General features: G+C 69.8%; 12 protein-coding genes. 7 read left to right on the top strand and 5 right to left on the bottom strand.

What is annotated here, in order from left to right; all coding sequences use genetic code 11:
* Positions 1–247: 247 nt before the first annotated feature.
* The 5 genes from ACIP63_RS24245 to ACIP63_RS24225 are packed head-to-tail and all read left to right on the top strand — an operon-like array spanning position 248 to position 5,060.
* A complete protein-coding gene (locus tag ACIP63_RS24245; RefSeq protein ID WP_401519113.1) occupies positions 248–1,045 on the top strand; it encodes an ABC transporter ATP-binding protein in 798 nt (265 codons plus the stop codon).
* Complete coding sequence (locus ACIP63_RS24240) at positions 1,033–1,818, top strand: ABC transporter ATP-binding protein (RefSeq protein ID WP_401519110.1); 786 nt, start codon at positions 1,033–1,035, stop codon at positions 1,816–1,818. The genes ACIP63_RS24245 and ACIP63_RS24240 overlap by 13 nt, the downstream gene beginning before the upstream one ends.
* Positions 1,815–2,705, top strand: a complete 891-nt coding sequence (locus ACIP63_RS24235; protein WP_401519108.1) for a branched-chain amino acid ABC transporter permease — start codon at positions 1,815–1,817, stop codon at positions 2,703–2,705. Before ACIP63_RS24240 ends, ACIP63_RS24235 begins: the two co-directional genes overlap by 4 nt.
* Positions 2,698–3,810 carry a branched-chain amino acid ABC transporter permease gene (locus ACIP63_RS24230; RefSeq protein ID WP_401519105.1) on the top strand — a complete coding sequence of 371 codons (1,113 nt, stop codon included), beginning with the start codon at positions 2,698–2,700 and terminating at the stop codon, positions 3,808–3,810. Before ACIP63_RS24235 ends, ACIP63_RS24230 begins: the two co-directional genes overlap by 8 nt.
* Positions 3,807–5,060 (top strand): ABC transporter substrate-binding protein, encoded by a 1,254-nt coding sequence (locus ACIP63_RS24225; protein ID WP_401519102.1) that lies wholly within the window; start codon positions 3,807–3,809, stop codon positions 5,058–5,060. Before ACIP63_RS24230 ends, ACIP63_RS24225 begins: the two co-directional genes overlap by 4 nt.
* A gap of 57 nt (positions 5,061–5,117) precedes the next feature.
* On the opposite strand, the gene ACIP63_RS24220 is transcribed toward ACIP63_RS24225, so the two are convergent.
* Positions 5,118–7,472, bottom strand: coding sequence for a discoidin domain-containing protein (locus ACIP63_RS24220; RefSeq protein ID WP_401519100.1), 2,355 nt, complete (start codon positions 7,470–7,472; stop codon positions 5,118–5,120).
* Positions 7,473–8,100: 628 nt separating this feature from the next.
* Here ACIP63_RS24220 and ACIP63_RS24215 point away from each other — a divergent pair.
* Both ACIP63_RS24215 and ACIP63_RS24210 read left to right on the top strand, forming a co-directional pair.
* Positions 8,101–9,306 (top strand): glycoside hydrolase family 5 protein, encoded by a 1,206-nt coding sequence (locus tag ACIP63_RS24215; protein WP_401519097.1) that lies wholly within the window; start codon positions 8,101–8,103, stop codon positions 9,304–9,306.
* Between the two features lie 259 nt (positions 9,307–9,565).
* Positions 9,566–11,680, top strand: coding sequence for an acyltransferase family protein (locus tag ACIP63_RS24210; RefSeq protein WP_401519095.1), 2,115 nt, complete (start codon positions 9,566–9,568; stop codon positions 11,678–11,680).
* Positions 11,681–11,959: 279 nt separating this feature from the next.
* Here the strand turns inward: ACIP63_RS24210 and pssA are convergent, their stop codons facing one another.
* The 4 genes from pssA to ACIP63_RS24190 all read right to left on the bottom strand — a co-directional run bounded on the left by pssA (position 11,960) and on the right by ACIP63_RS24190 (position 15,366).
* Positions 11,960–12,778: a CDP-diacylglycerol--serine O-phosphatidyltransferase gene (gene pssA / locus ACIP63_RS24205; protein ID WP_325749121.1), complete on the bottom strand. Its 819-nt coding sequence runs from the start codon at positions 12,776–12,778 to the stop codon at positions 11,960–11,962.
* A 22-nt stretch (positions 12,779–12,800) separates the two neighbouring features.
* Positions 12,801–13,448 (bottom strand): phosphatidylserine decarboxylase, encoded by a 648-nt coding sequence (locus tag ACIP63_RS24200; RefSeq protein WP_104783882.1) that lies wholly within the window; start codon positions 13,446–13,448, stop codon positions 12,801–12,803.
* Between the two features lie 182 nt (positions 13,449–13,630).
* A complete protein-coding gene (locus ACIP63_RS24195) occupies positions 13,631–14,836 on the bottom strand; it encodes an acyl-CoA dehydrogenase family protein (protein ID WP_401519091.1) in 1,206 nt (401 codons plus the stop codon).
* A gap of 2 nt (positions 14,837–14,838) precedes the next feature.
* The gene (locus ACIP63_RS24190) at positions 14,839–15,366 is read right to left on the bottom strand and encodes a MaoC family dehydratase (RefSeq protein WP_401519088.1); all 528 of its coding nucleotides are present in this window, start codon (positions 15,364–15,366) and stop codon (positions 14,839–14,841) included.

Below are 15,366 nucleotides of genomic sequence, written 5' to 3'. Positions count from 1 at the left end.
GGATCATGCCGGGCACGCGCGCCCTGGCACCGCACCTCGCGGCGTTGGGACCCGACCCGCTCATGGCCGGTGAGCATGCCACCGGCCGCACCGGGGAGGACCGCGCATCACCTCCCTCTGTGCACCCGCACAACCGGGCCGTTCGAAGACTGGTCACCCGCAGCGATTGCGCCCGGGACCGTGGACGCGCGCCCCGCCCACTGCTGGTCTGTGGCACCACAACGACCAGTCGGAAGGAGGAGGACGCATGGCAACGCTCGAGATCCGCGAACTGTCCGTGGGCTACGGCCCGGTACGGGCACTGCGCGACGTCTCCGTCGACGTGCCGGCCGGCGCGATCACCGCTGTACTCGGTGGCAACGGCGCCGGCAAGACCACGCTGCTGCGGGCCGTATCGCGGACCCTCGGCTTCCACCGCGGCACGGGCACGGGCACCATCCGCTTCGACGGCCGCCCCCTGGACGGGCTCCGCCCCGCCCAGGTGGTGGCGGCGGGAGTGATCCAGGTACCGGAAGGGCGGCAGGTGTTCGCCCGGATGACGGTGGCGGACAATCTGCGGGCGGGCGCCCTCGGGGCACGGGGCGGGCGGAATGCGGCGGCCGCCGCCCTCCGGCGCGTGCACGAGCTGTTCCCCGTGCTCGCCGAGCGCGCGCACCAGCGGGCCGGTCTGCTCTCGGGCGGTGAGCAGCAGATGCTGGCGATGGGCCGGGCCCTGATGGCCGCCCCCCGCCTGCTGCTGCTCGACGAGCCGTCCCTCGGGCTCGCCCCGCTGATGGCGGCGAAGATCGCCGAGACGATCCAGGAGATCAACGCGAGCGGCACCTCCGTCATGCTCGTCGAGCAGAACGCGGCCATCGCGCTGCGGCTCGCCTCCACGGCGTACGTCCTGGATGTCGGCGAGGTGGCGCTCGACGGCCCCGCCGACGAACTCGCCGCCTCCGACGAGGTGCGCCGGCGTTATCTCGGTGTCGTCGACGAGACGGCGGCCGAGGACGCCGCCCAGGCGGAAGGCGTCACCCGCACCCTGAGCAGGTGGTCCGCGTGACGACCGCTCCGGCCCCTCTCGCCGTGCGCGACGTGACCGTGCGCTTCGCCGGACTCACCGCCCTCGACGCGGTGTCCTTCACCGTCGAACCGGGCAGTGTGCACGCCGTCATCGGCCCCAACGGCGCGGGAAAGTCCACCACCTTCAACGTGCTCTCCGGCGTCTACCGCGCCACCTCGGGCAGTGTGCACCTCGGCGACACCGAACTCACCGGCCTCGCCCCGCACAAGATCGCCGGCCTCGGCGTCGCCCGCACCTTCCAGAACCTGGCCCTGCCGCCGCACGCCACCGTCGCCGAGAGCCTCATGCTCGGCCGGCACCGGCTCACCCGCGCCGGGTTCGTGGCGTCCGGACTGAGGCTGCCCTCCGCCACCCGTGAGGCCCACCGGCATCTCGAACGGGTGCGTGAGATCGCCGAGTTCATCGGACTGGACAAGGAACTCGACTTCCCCGCAGCTGCCCTCCCGTACGGGAAGCAGAAGCTCGTCGAGCTCGGCCGCGCCCTGTGCATGGAGCCCGAGGTCCTGCTCCTGGACGAGCCCATCGCGGGCATGACCGCCGACGAGCGCCGCCGCACCGCTGCCGTCGTCGCCGGTGTGCGCGACAGCCTCGGCATCTCGATCGTCATGGTCGAGCACGACATGGGGGTGGTGATGCGGCTCGCGGACGCCGTGACCGTACTCGACTTCGGACGCAGGATCGCGGGTGGCACGCCCGCCGACGTGCAGAACGACCCGGCCGTCGTGCAGGCCTACCTGGGGGCACAGGAATGACCACCTTCATCGAACTCCTCCTCGGCGGCCTCTCCATAGGATCGGTCTACGCACTGATCGCCCTGGGCTTCGTCGTCATCTTCAAGGCGACCGAGGTCGTCAACTTCGCCCACGCCTCGCTGCTCCTGGCGGGCGGCTACGTCACCGCCGTGCTCCACGACGACATCGGCTTCTGGCCGGCACTCGGCGTCGGCATCGCGGGCGCGGCGGTCGTCGGCTCGGCGGTCGAGTTCTTCGTCATGCGACGCTACCGGGGGAGCGACCAGAGCGTCCTGGCCATCGTCACCATCGGCGTCGACATCATCCTCACCACCGAACTCGTCCGGCGCATGGGGACGGACGTCTTGCCGCTGGGCGACCCGTGGGGCGACGACGTCGTCACCATCGGGGGTGTCACCCTCGCCGAGACCCGCATCGCGGCGTTCCTCGTCGCGGGACTGCTCATCACGGTGTTCCTGCTCGCCTTCCGCTTCACCTCGTGGGGCGTCTCCATGCGGGCCGCCGCCGAGAACCCGCAGACCGCCGCGCTGATGGGCATCCGCCTCGGCCGGGTCTCCCTCTCCGCCTGGGCGGTCGCGGGAGCACTCGCCGCCGTCGCCGCGCTCTTCCTCACGGTGTTCCCGACCCCCGGCCTGGAACGGGCCACCTCACTCGCCGCCCTCAAGGCGTTCCCCGCCGCGATCCTCGGCGGCCTCGACTCGACGACCGGGGCGCTCGTCGGAGGTCTCGTCGTCGGAGTCACCGAGTCACTCGCCACGGGCTACCAGAGCGACCTCTCCTTCCTCGGACGCGGCATCGGTGATCTCGCGCCGTACCTGGTGATGGTGGTCGTCCTGCTCGTCCGGCCGGCGGGGCTCTTCGGTACGAAGGAGCTGTCCCGTGTCTGAAGCCGTCAAGGACGTCACGGGGGCCGCGCCCGCCGCCGGAGCGTCGTTCACCGACCGGCTGCGCCGGCCCGCCCCGTACCTCTGGCTCGCCGGCTCGGTGCTGCTCCTCCTGTTCCCGTTCTACCTGGACAGGTTCTGGCTCCAGGCCGGACTGTTCGCCATGGCCGCCGCGATCGGGGCGATCGGGCTCAACCTGCTCACCGGCTCCACCGGCCAGCTCTCCATGGGGCACGCCTTCTTCCTCGCCGTGGGCGCGTACGGCTACTGCATCCTGGGGGGCGAGAGCAGCACGGAGAACGGGCACGCCCTCACCGGCCTGGGCCTGCCCACCTGGCTCGCGGCCGTCCTGGCCGTGCTCCTGGCGGGGGCCGCCGGGGGGCTCTTCAGCCCCATCGCGGGGCGGCTGAGCGGCGCCTACCTCGGCATCGCCACACTCGCGCTGATCTTCATCGGCCAGCACGTGCTGTTCAACGCGGGCTCGCTCACCGGTGGCTTCAACGGCCGCCCGGTGCCGCCCCTCTCGCTCTTCGGGTTCACCTTCGACGACGCCGAAGTGGTCGTGGCCGCAGTGCCCTTCCAGTCGTCCGAGAAGCTCTGGTACCTGGGGCTGGCCGCCCTGCTGGCGAGCGGCCTCTTCGCCCGCGGGGTGCTGCGCGGCAGGCCCGGCCGGGCGCTCAACGCCATCCGGGACCACCGGATCGCGGCCGGCGTGATGGGGGTGCCGGTCGCCCGGTACCGGGCGGGCGTCTTCGTCCTGTCCTCGATGTACGCGGGCCTCGCGGGCGTCCTGCTCGCGCTGGTCTTCCAGCGGACCGTGCCCGAGTACTTCGGCATGATCCTGTCCCTCGAATACCTCGCCATGATCGTCATCGGCGGGCTGGGCAGCGTCGCGGGAGCCGTCATCGGCGCCGCGTTCGTGTCGCTGCTCCCGCAGGTGCTCACCCACTACAGCGACTCCCTCCCCCTGGTGTCCGCCCCTGGTACGGGCGGCATCGCACCGGGCGAGGCGTCCCGCTATCTGTACGGCGCCGCGGTCGTCGCGGTCGTCCTGTTCCTGCCCGGCGGCATTGCGCGTCTGAAGAATCCAGGGGAGAAGAAGAAATGAAGCTACGTGTTGTCGGAGCCGTTGTGGCGGCTCTCACCCTCACCCTCGCGGGATGCAGCGAGAAGGCGAAGTCGTCGGACGACGGCGCCGCGGACAAGAAGGGTGTGAAGACCGGGGAGGGCGTCACCGACTCGAAGATCACCCTCGGTGCCCTGACCGACATGACCGGCGTGTACGCCTCGCTGGGCAAGAGCGTCACCCAGGCCCAGCAGCTCTGGGTGAAGGAGACCAACAAGGCCGGCGGCATCTGCGACCGGCAGATCGAGCTGACCGTCCGTGACCACGGATACGACCCGCAGAAGGCGATCGGCGCCTACACCGAGCTGGAGCCGGACGTGCTGGGCTTCACCCAGTTCATCGGCTCCCCGTTCGTCGCCGCCGTCGAGTCCCGCATCGACGGCCAGGACAAGGGCATCGTCCTGCCGCAGGCATGGTCGGCGAACCTGCTCGGATCCAAGTACGTCCGCGTCATCGGCGCCACGTACGACGTCGAGACCATCAACCTGATCGACTTCCTGCTCGACGAGAAGCGCATCGCCAAGGGCGACAAGATCGGTCACGTCTACTTCGAGGGGGACTACGGCGAGAACGCCCTGGCCGGCTCCAAGCACGCGGCGCAGGAAGCGGGCCTCACCGTCGTCGAGCAGAAGATCAAGCCGACCGACAACGACATGACCGCCCAGGTCTCCGCGCTCAAGCAGGCCGGCGTGAAGGCCGTCGTCATCAGTGCGGGACCGCGCCAGGCGGCCTCCCTGGTCGGTGTGGCCGCGGCCACCGGCTTCAACGTGCCGGTCGTCGGCAACAACTCCGCGTACGCCCCGCAGCTCCTGGCGACCCAGGCGGGCGCGGCCCTGCAGAAGGACTACTACATCGGTTCCTCCACCCTGCCCATCGGTGACAGCGCCGAGGGCCCGGCGAAGCTCGCCAAGGCGTACGCCGCCCAGTACCCCAAGGACGGTCTCGACAACGGCGTCATCGCCGGATACAACGCCGCGTCCGTCTTCGGCGAGGCGCTGAAGAAGGCCTGCGAGTCGAAGGACCTCACCCGTGAGGGTGTCGACAAGGCGCTGCTCACCATCAAGGGCTTCGGTGATGACTTCGGCATCTCGCACGACTTCACCGACCCGTCGGCGCCCTCCACCCGGGAGACCGTCGTCATGAAGCCGGACGCCAAGACGCCCGGCGGCCTCAAGGTGGTCCGCCCGGCCGAGGTGGCCCCGGCCGCCGAGTCCTTCACGCTCAAGCCCTGACCTCCCCGCACGGAGACGGGCCCGGTCGTCAGACCGGGCCCGTCCCCTTGTGCGCGGTCAGCTGGTGTAGGCCTCCAGCTCGGACAACTGGCCCGCCGGCCAGCCGGTGTTCGCGGTGAACGTCAGCCGCAGGTAGCGCACCGGCGTCCCCGTCAGCGTCACCGTCGCCGTGTTGCCGCTCGACGGGTCGAAGGTGTACCCCGCGGGCGCCTTCAGCGAGCTGTACGCCGCGTTGTCGGTGCTGCCCGTGACGCCGATCGTCTGCGTACGTGCCGCCCAGGCGGTGGCCGGAGGAAGCTTCAGCACCAGCCGCTTCACCGCCTTCGCGGCACCGAGGTCCACGGTGACGGACTGCGGGAAGGCGTTGTTACGGCTCTCCCAGTAGGTGCCCGCGTTGCCGTCCACCGCGTTGGCCGCGCCGTAGACGTCGGCGTGGCTGGTCTCGGTGACCGTGCGTCCCCGGGCGAGGTTGCCCGTCTCCTCGGGCGGATCCGTCGGGTCCGTGGGATCCGTCGGGTCGGTGGGGCCGCCGCTCCCGGGCACCCCGCCGTTGGTCCACACCGGGTCCGGCCAGACGCCCGTGCAGGCGGGCGGATTCGCGTACCAGCCCGAGTTCCCGGTGCCCTGGGTGATCTGGAAGCCGCTTCCGACGCAGTTGTGGATCGGGTTGGACTGGGCGACGTGGGTGGCGACGACCTTGTTGAACGAGGCCGTGCCCGGAGCCTGGATCTGCAGCGCGTACGTGCCCGCGCCGTCGATCTTGATGTTGTCGAAGTGCAGCCCGTTGCTCGCGCCCTCGATCAGATGGATCGCGGCGTAGGAGCTGTCCAGGATCTCGCTGTCGGTGATGTTGACCGTGGCGCCGCTGATCGGCTCGTTGAGTCCGCTGAACCAGATCGCGCCGACCCCGAAGCGCCAGTTGAAGTCGTTGTTCCCGGTGCGGATGAGGGTGTTGCGGGCAGCGGTGTGCGTGCCCGAGACAGCCGTCCCCTGGCCGGAGTTGACGCCCGGATAGCGGTTGGCGATGTGCAGCCCGCCGCCGTTGGTGATGGTGTCCGACATGACGTTGTCGGAGATCGTGATGTCCTTGCCGCCGTACGTGACGATGTTGTTGGCGAGGATCGGCAGGATCACCGTGTTGAACGTGAACTTGTTCTTCACGTTCGGAACGTTCTCCGCCCACATGGCCAGTCCGTCGTCGCCGGTGTTGCGGACGAAGGTGTTGGTCACCGTGGAGTTCGTGACGCCGTAGTGGAAGTTCACGCCGTCGGCGGTCTGGTCCAGGATCCGGCTGTTCCTGATGGTGAAGTTGTCCATCGGACCGTCCATCCAGGCGCCGCACTTGGTGTGCTGCATCCAGACGTTGTCGACGACCGAGTTGGACATGGCCCCGCCGATGGCGTTGACCTGGTCGTTGTCCACCCGCTCACGGATGTCGCCGATGATGGCGAAGTCCTTGAGCGTCACGTTGCTGCTGCCACCCTGCGCCGAGTACTTCCCGTAGACCCCGACCGCCTTGCTCCGGTCGGTGGGATGACGTCCCGTCAGCACGCTGTACCAGGGCCCGGCGCCGCGCAGGGTGACCTTGTCGACGACGATGTGGTCCTGGACCTTGAAGGTGCCCTGCGGGATGTACACCTCCTTGCCCTGGGTGCGCCCCGCGTCGACCGCGGCCTGGATCTTCGCCGTGGAGTCGGCCGCCCCCGTCGGGTCGGCGCCGAAGTCGCTCACCACGTCCAGTGCGCCCGACGGCTTGCCGACCGGCGCGCCGACCTGTTCGAAGTCCGCCAGGTCGATGGTGAACGACGGTGAGGCCGCGGTGGACGTCACCTGGAGCCGGATCTTCGTACCGGCGGCCAGGGTGGACCCGAACATGGTCCGGGTCTCGTCGTAGAAGTGGTGCGGGTCGGTGTCGCCCGGGTTGTTGTTGAAGGGGTAACCCCCGTAGTACCAGCCGTACTTCGACGTCACCGGGACGCTCTTGAGCGAGCTGCCGTCGACCCGCAGGTCGAGCGAGGCGTCCCGGCCCGTCCCGGCCGCGTCGTCCGGCAGCGAATAGCGGAACGTCATCGCGTTCGCGGGGGCGGTGAGCGTGAACTCGACGTACTCACCCGAGGCGTCGAGGGTCACCGCCTGCCGGCCGGACGCCTCGGAGGGAAGGGAGCCGTAGAGGCGGTCCGGGCCGATCAGGGTGCCGTTGGTGGCGGCGTACTCGGCTTCCTGTTCCTTGAACGGGACGCTGGCGCCCCGGCCGGATATGCCGACCGGGGAGGGCGCGGGGACCGCGGCGGCCTGGGCGGCCGGGGCGCCGGCCATGACCACCGCCGCCGCGGTGCCGACGGCGGTGAGGGCCAGGGAGAGGGAGGCGGACACGGAGCGTCTGAACAGACGGTGTCTGGGTGGTGGGGTCACGTGTGGGTCGTCCTTGCGGCTCGTGGGGGCTCTTCGGACGCCCCACAGGCTAGGAGCACCGACGCAAGGAAGTCCACGCTGCTGCGCAAAAATATGTTCCCTGAGCTCAAATTCATGACTCCATCACGTGAAAACCGTTTGTGGGCGGTGATCTCGCGCCGGTGCCCGTGCAGGAAGAAGTGGCCCCCGGGGTACAGGCGTTGATGGAAGCCCGCTCGTCCAGCGGGGCGGGCGGAGGCGGGTGAGCTGCCCCGCCTCCCGGCCCTGCGCGAGGGGCGAAGGTGTAGGCCGTCTCGTATGGATCAGGCTGGGCTCGCGCGCCCTGGCACCGCACCTCGCGGCGTTGTCGTCGGTCTTCCCCGAGCCCTCGGCGTTCTCCCCCACTCCCGGCTTCGCTCGAGGGGGACCCCCATGGGCAGGGGAGGCCCCAATCGCTCCGCGTTGACTCCTCCTCCGCCTTGCGATGCTCCCCCACAGCCTGAACGGCGTGGGACCCCAGGTGCCTTCAAGAAGTGAAGTTTGACATGCCCATTGACACGCCGACCGCCGTGCTGGCTTCATGTGAGCAATGCATGGGAGCGCTCCCAGGCATCTCTGCCCGCCTTACCCCCCTGAAGGGCGACGACGGATGAAGTCACCGACGAGAAAGTGGCTGGGCCCGGTTCTGGCCGCCATCACCGCGACAGCCCTGCTGATGGCGCTGTCCGGACCGGTCGCCGCGCAGTCCGCGGACCGGGATCCCGTGCAGACGGCGGCCGGCACCGGCACCGGCACCGGCACGGACTGGCTCCACACCGAGGGCAACCGGATCGTCGACAAGCAGGGCAACCGGGTCTGGCTCACCGGCGCCAACTGGTTCGGCTTCAACGCGACCGAGCGGGTCTTCCACGGTCTCTGGTCCGCCAACCTGGACACGATCACCCGGCAGATGGCGGAGCGCGGCATCAACATCATCCGCGTACCGATCTCCACCCAGCTGCTGCTGGAGTGGAAGAACGGCCAGGCGGCCGTCTCCAGCGCGGTCAACACCTGGGCCAACCCCGAGCTCGAGGGCGAGACGACGCTGGGGGTCTTCGACGCCTTCCTCGGGGTGGCGGAGAAGTACGGCGTCAAGGTGATGCTCGACGTCCACAGTGCGGAGCCCGACAACTCCGGCCATGTCCACCCGGTGTGGTGGAAGGGCGCGATCACCACCGAGCAGTTCTACTCCGCCTGGGAGTGGGTGACCGCCCGCTACGAGGCGAACGACACCCTCGTGGCGATGGACGTCAAGAACGAGCCCCACGGCAAGCAGTCCGACAGTCCCCGGGCCAAGTGGGACGGCACCACCGACCAGGACAACTTCGGGGCGAAGGACCACCCGGTCGACCTCGGCGCCCAGCAGGACCAACTGGTCTACTCCCCGCACGACTACGGACCGCTGGTGTACCGACAGCCCTGGTTCGAGGGGGAGTGGGACCGCACCACGCTGGAGCGCGACGTATGGGACCCCAACTGGCTCTACCTGCACAAGGACGGCACCGCGCCGCTGTTCATCGGTGAATGGGGCGGTCACCTCGACGGCGGCCCGAACGAGAAGTGGATGAAGGCGCTGCGCGACCTGATGGTGGAGAACGGGATCCACCACACCTTCTGGTGTCTCAACCCCAACTCCGGCGACACCGGGGGACTTCTGGGCCACGACTGGGCCACCTGGGACGAGGCCAAGTACGCCCTGCTCAAGCCGGCCCTCTGGCAGTCCGGCGGGAAGTTCGTCGGCCTCGACCACGAGGTCAGGCTCGGCGGCGAGGGCAGTACCACCGGCATCGGTCTGGGCGACCTCTACGGCGGCTGAGACACCGCCCCGCGCCCTCCGCACCCCCCCGAACGCCCTGGGGTGCCGATGAAACCCCACCGCCTCGGCACCTCAGGGCTCTCCATCGCTCGACAAGCTCGACGTCCCCTGTCGCCCGGCTGCACGAGGGTGAACCGCCGGTATCCCGCGGTTGAACCTTCCCCGGGCAGGCGAAGCGGGGCGGCGCCGGCGGAACCCGTGCGGCGGCCCAACCGGTCTTCTCGGCCGAAGCGTGCCAGCCGCCCCGAGGAGCCACCCGATGCCGAGCACCACCTCCGCCGAGACCCGCACCGCCCCGGTGAGCGGCAGACCCGCAGCGCCGGAGGCCCGCCACGCATTGCGCCTCGACATCCAGGGGCTGCGCGCGGTGGCCGTCGGGCTCGTGGTGCTCTCCCACGCGGGCGTGACCCGGGTCGGCGGCGGCTACATCGGTGTCGACGTCTTCTTCGTAATCTCCGGCTTCCTCATCACCTCACTGCTGCTGCGCGAACTCGCCGCCACCGGACGGGTGTCGGTGCGTTCCTTCTACGCCCGCCGGGCACTGCGGCTGCTGCCCGCCTCGTCCCTGGTCATCGCCGTCACGCTGGGCGGGTCCTGGCTGTTCCTGTCGAAGGCGCGGCTCGCCGAGTACGCGGGCGACGCTCTCGCCAGTGCGCTGTACGCGGTCAACTTCCGGCTGGCGGCGGCCGGTACGGACTACCTCGCCCGGAACAGCCCGCCGTCGCCGTTCCAGCACTTCTGGTCCCTCGCCGTGGAGGAGCAGTTCTACCTGGTGTGGCCGCTGCTCCTGCTGCTCACCTGGCGGGTCGCCCGCGGCCGGCGCCGACCGGTCGCGGTGCTGCTCGGGGTGCTGTGCCTGGGGTCGTTCGCGGCGGGCGTCGTCGTGACGAACGCCTCGGCTCCCTGGGCGTACTTCGGCTCCTTCACCCGGGCCTGGGAACTGGGTGCCGGCGCCCTCCTGGCGCTGGTCACCGGCCGGCTGGAACGGCTGCCCGCCGCGCTCGCGGCTCCCATGACCTGGCTCGGCCTGGCCTGCGTCACCCTGGCAGCGGTCCGTTACGACGACGGGACGCCCTTCCCCGGCCACCACGCCCTCCTGCCGGTCGCCGGTGCGGTGCTCGTCCTGGCAGGCGGCTGCGCGCCCGCCCGGCACGGCGCGGAGTGGCTGCTCGGGCGGCGGCCGCTGGTGTGGCTCGGCGGGCTCTCGTACGGCTGGTATCTGTGGCACTGGCCGCTGCTGGTCATAGCCCCGGCGGCGCTGGGCCGTGCCGACGGGACGGCCGGCGTTCCCCTCGCGCTCGGCCTGTGCGCGGCGGCGCTGGGCCTGGCGTGGCTGACCCTGCGCCTGGTCGAGAACCCGGTCCGCTTCCACCGGGCCTTCCGCCGGCGCCCCCGCCGCGCCCTGGTGCTCGGAGCCGCGCTGACGGCCGGGGCCTGGGCGCTGTCCCTGACCGCGGCGGCGGTCCCGCCGACGATCGAGGTGGGCCGCCCGGCCCCCGCGCTGGCGCAGGCACTCGCCGACGCACCGGACCCGCAGGCCCGGCTCACCGGACTGCTGGCATCCGCCCCCACCGCCCTGCCGAGCAACCTCGCCCCGCCCCTGCCGGAGGTGAAGTCCTCCCGCTCCGCGGTCTACCGGGACGGCTGCCACGTCGACCACGCCGCCACCGGCACCCGGCCCTGCGTCTACGGCGACCGGACCTCCACCCGTACGGTCGTCCTCTTCGGCGACTCCCACGCGGCCCAGTGGTTCCCGGCCCTGCAACGGCTCGCGACCACACGCGGCTGGAAGCTGGTCTCGCTGACGAAGGCCTCCTGCAAGGTCGCCGACCTGACCATCGTGAACGGCCACAAGCCGTACACCGCCTGCGACACCTGGCGCTCCGACGCGATGGCGAGGATCAGGGACCTGCGCCCCGATCTGGTCGTCGCCTCCTCCTCGGACGCCGGAGACCCGGACCGCCCCGCCGCCGACCCCCTCCGCCAGTGGACCACCGGCTTCGAGCGCACCTTCCGCGGCCTGGGGGCCTCCGGGACCCGGGTCGCCGCCCTGCTCGACACCCCGTGGCCCAAGGGTGACCCCGTCGACTGCGCCGCCAGGAACTCCTTGCAGCTGCACGCCTGCGCGAACCACCTGCCGGACGCGATCCGCGACGCGACGCGCGGTGCCGCCGTCCGCGCCGCCGCGTCCGCGACGGCCACCACGGTCGTGGACCCCACGCCCTGGCTCTGCGCGCCCCGCACCGGCATCTGCCCCGTGGTCGTCGGCGACACCACCGTCCACCGCGACGACAGCCACCTCTCCGAGGCGTACGCCGAAGCGCTCGCCCCGGTCCTGGCGACGGCGCTCGGCCGGCTCGTGGACGCGCCCTGAACCGGCCGGGTGCGGTCCGCGTCAGTCGTCCTGCCGCTGGCGCCGATGAGCAGCAGGGCGATGCCGTCGGTGCCGGGCATGGCCCGCTTCGCGTACCGCACGAGCGTGCCGATGACGGACTCCATGCCCTGGTCCGGGGCTCGGCCGTCGGGTGGCGCGACGCGGGGTCGATGCCGTGCGCCCGCCGGCGGACGCCGGACGTGCGGGCCCCCCACCGCACGCAGGAGAGCCCGGATGCTGGGGAGCATCCGGGCCCTCGTCGATCTGCGTTCCGCGTGGTTACGGGAGCTGCGCCGCCCGTGCCTCGCGCCGGTTGTCACGGAAGGTGTTCACCCGCCGCGCCGTGGCGAAGAGCGGGATCACCGCCCCGAGGACGACCTGCAGCGCACAGCCGGTCTGGAGGAGCAGCTGGCCGCCGGGGGCGTCGAACGCCCACGCGGCGAGGAGCCCCATCGCGGCCACGATCCAGCTGAGCATCGCCACCGCGAGGACGCCTCGCGGCTTCGGGTACTCGACCCGGCTGACCATCAGCCACGCCACCCCGACGATCGCGAGCAGCGTCGGCACGAAGGGCAGCTCCAGCAGCACGATCGAAACGACCGTGAGCGCTCCGAAGGGGCTCGGCATGCCCTGGAACATGCCGTCCTTCAAGGTCACGCACGAGAACCGCGCAAGCCGGAGCACCACCGCCAGCAGCACCACGATCGCCGCGAGCGCCGACACCCGCTGGTGCGCGTCGTCGGCGACCATCCCGTACACCAGTACGAAATACGCCGGTGCGAGACCGAAGCTGATCAGGTCGGAGAGGTTGTCCAGCTCCGCGCCCATCGGGGAGGAGCGCAGCTTGCGCGCCACGAGCCCGTCGAACAGGTCGAACACGGCCGCCATGAGCATGAGGATCACCGCGGTCGCCGCGGAGTGCCTGGCCATGCCCGACTCGTCGCTGCCCGTGAGGTGCGGGATGAGGATCCCCGTGGTGGTGAAGTACACCGCCATGAAACCGCACGTCGCGTTACCGAGGGTGAGCGTGTCCGCTATCGACAGCCTCATCGAGAGCGGCATGTCCTCGGCATCGTCCTGCTCCTCCGCCTCGGGCACCCAGCTCGCCTGGGTGTCAGGATCAATCACGGTCAATTCGAGTCACCCCCGCGGTCGTGGCCTGGCCGACCTCGACCGCGACATCGACACCTTCCGGAAGGTAGATGTCCACGCGCGAGCCGAAGCGGATCAGACCGATGCGTTCGCCCTGCTCCACCTTCGTGCCCTGCGGGATGTAGGGGACGATGCGACGGGCGACCGCTCCCGCGATCTGCACCATCTCGATGTCGCCGAGCTCGGTGTCGAAGTGCCAGACAACGCGCTCGTTGTTCTCGCTCTCCTTGTTGAACGCCGGGACGAACCCACCCGGGATGTGCTCCACCGACGTCACGGTGCCGGCCAGGGGGGCCCGGTTGACGTGAACATTCAGCGGGCTCATGAAGATCGCGACGCGGGTGCGCCCGTCCTTCCACGGCATGATGCTCTGCACCACACCGTCGGCCGGCGAGATGACGCGGCCCTGGGTGATCTCGCGCTCGGGGTCGCGGAAGAACCACAGCATGCCCGCCGCGAGCGCGGTGGTGGGCACGGCCACGGCCGCCCAGCGCCCGGACCTGCGGGACCGGGCGAGGCTGAGGGCCGCGGTGGCGACGGTCGGGAGGAGCCACGGCGATGCTCCGCGCGCAAGGCGGACCCCGCCGCGGGATGCAGAGATTTGGCTGTCGGGCATGGATGACCTTCGTAGCGGATGATGCCGCGCTGGCAACGGGGGGACGGCGGCTTTCCGGCGATGCTATCGGGTGCGAGCGGCAACTGGGCAAGCCAGCAGCCGAGTCGGACAGCTGAAAGGCTCCCGACGGGGTTGACCGGGTGTGATGTTCTTCGCCACCAAATCACCTCGTAAGGGACATATCAGCCCTGGAACCGGTACTCCTCGAGCAACCGGCGACCGATGATCATTTTCTGGATCTCGGCGGTACCTTCACCGATCAGCAGCATCGGGGCCTCGCGGTAGAGGCGCTCGATCTCGTACTCCTTGGAGAAGCCGTAACCGCCGTGGATACGGAAGGCGTCCTCGACGACTTCCTTGCAGTACTCGGAGGCGAGGTACTTCGCCATCCCTGCCTCCAGGTCGTTCCGCTCCCCGGAGTCCTTTTTGCGTGCCGCATTCACCATCATCGCATGCGCCGCTTCGACCTTGGTGGCCATTTCGGCCAGTTTGAACTGGATCGCCTGGTGCTGGGCGATCGGCTTTCCGAAGGTTTCGCGCTGCTGGGCGTACGAAACACCCAGTTCGAACGCACGTTGTGCGACGCCACAGCCACGCGCGGCGACATTCACGCGCCCGACCTCGACACCGTCCATCATTTGGTAAAAACCTCGGCCGGTCGTGCCGCCCAGCACACGATTGGCCGGAATGCGTAGTCCGTCCATGATGAGCTCGGTCGTGTCGACGCCCTTGTAGCCCATCTTGTCGATCTTCCCCGGGATCGTGAGACCGGGGCGGACCTCGCCGAAGCCCGCCTCCTTCTCCACCAGGAAGGTGGTCATCGACTTGTGCGGGGCGGTGCCCTCGGGGTGTCCTTCGTCACTCCTGCAGAGGACGGCGACCAGCGTGGACGTGCCGCCGTTCGTCAGCCACATCTTCTGACCGTCGAGGACGTACTCGTCGCCGTCCTTGACGCCCTTGGACGAGATCGCGGAGACGTCGGAACCGAGCGCCGGCTCGGACATCGAGAACGCGCCCCGCACCTCGCCCAGCGCCATCCGCGGCAGGAAGGTGTCCTTCTGCTCCTGCGTGCCGTGCTGCTTGAGCATGTAGGCCACGATGAAATGCGTGTTGATGATGCCCGACACACTCATCCAGCCACGCGCGATCTCCTCGACGCACAGCGCGTACGTGAGGAGCGACTCGCCCAGACCGCCGTACTCCTCCGGGATCATCAGCCCGAACAGGCCGAGTTCCTTGAGTCCTTCGACGATGTCCGTCGGATATTCGTCGCGGTGCTCCAACCGGGTCGCGACAGGAATGATCTCCTTGTCGACGAAATCCCGGACCGTGGAGAGGATCTCCTGCTGGACATCCGTCAGACCGGCGGTCTGTGCGAGTCGGCTCATGGCTACTTCTCCACGTTCTTGCTCGTCGGCTGATCGGTCTCGGGGCGGCCCGGCTGCTCTCCGCCGCGTGCCTTGATGTACGTCTCGGTGGGGACCATCACCTTGCGGCGGAACACGCAGACCAGCGTCCCGTCCTGCTTGTAGCCCTTCGTCTCGACGTACACGATGCCGCGGTCGCTCTTCGACCTCGACGGCGTCTTGTCGAGCACGGTCGTCTCGCCGTAGACGGTGTCGCCGTGGAAGGTCGGTGCGACGTGCTTGAGCGACTCGACCTCCAGATTGGCGATGGCCTTTCCGGAGACGTCCGGGACGGACATGCCGAGCAGCAGTGAGTAGATGTAGTTGCCGACGACGACGTTCTTCCCGAAGTCGGTCGTCTTCTCCGCGTAGTTGCTGTCCATGTGCAGCGGGTGGTGATTCATGGTCAGCAGGCAGAAGAGGTGGTCGTCGTATTCCGTGACCGTCTTTCCGGGCCAGTGCTTGTAGACGGCACCGACCTCGAACTCCTCATAGGTGCGGCCGAACTGCAT

The sequence above is a fragment of the Streptomyces sp. NPDC088746 genome, from assembly GCF_044751065.1.
In the GTDB taxonomy this organism is placed as follows: domain Bacteria; phylum Actinomycetota; class Actinomycetes; order Streptomycetales; family Streptomycetaceae; genus Streptomyces.
The sequence above is the reverse complement of the archived record's forward strand: the minus strand, read 5'-3'. Positions and strand labels throughout refer to the sequence as shown.

Bases quoted from the DNA above. Each gene is read 5' to 3' on its own strand.
- ACIP63_RS24245 (WP_401519113.1), top strand. From the start codon at position 248: ATGGCAACGCTCGAGATCCGCGAACTGTCCGTGGGCTACGGCCCGGTA.
- ACIP63_RS24235 (WP_401519108.1), top strand. From the start codon at position 1,815: ATGACCACCTTCATCGAACTCCTCCTCGGCGGCCTCTCCATAGGATCG.
- ACIP63_RS24225 (WP_401519102.1), top strand. From the start codon at position 3,807: ATGAAGCTACGTGTTGTCGGAGCCGTTGTGGCGGCTCTCACCCTCACC.
- ACIP63_RS24215 (WP_401519097.1), top strand. From the start codon at position 8,101: ATGAAGTCACCGACGAGAAAGTGGCTGGGCCCGGTTCTGGCCGCCATC.
- ACIP63_RS24210 (WP_401519095.1), top strand. From the start codon at position 9,566: ATGCCGAGCACCACCTCCGCCGAGACCCGCACCGCCCCGGTGAGCGGC.
- ACIP63_RS24200 (WP_104783882.1), bottom strand. From the start codon at position 13,448: ATGCCCGACAGCCAAATCTCTGCATCCCGCGGCGGGGTCCGCCTTGCG.
- ACIP63_RS24195 (WP_401519091.1), bottom strand. From the start codon at position 14,836: ATGAGCCGACTCGCACAGACCGCCGGTCTGACGGATGTCCAGCAGGAG.
- ACIP63_RS24190 (WP_401519088.1), bottom strand. From the start codon at position 15,366: ATGCAGTTCGGCCGCACCTATGAGGAGTTCGAGGTCGGTGCCGTCTAC.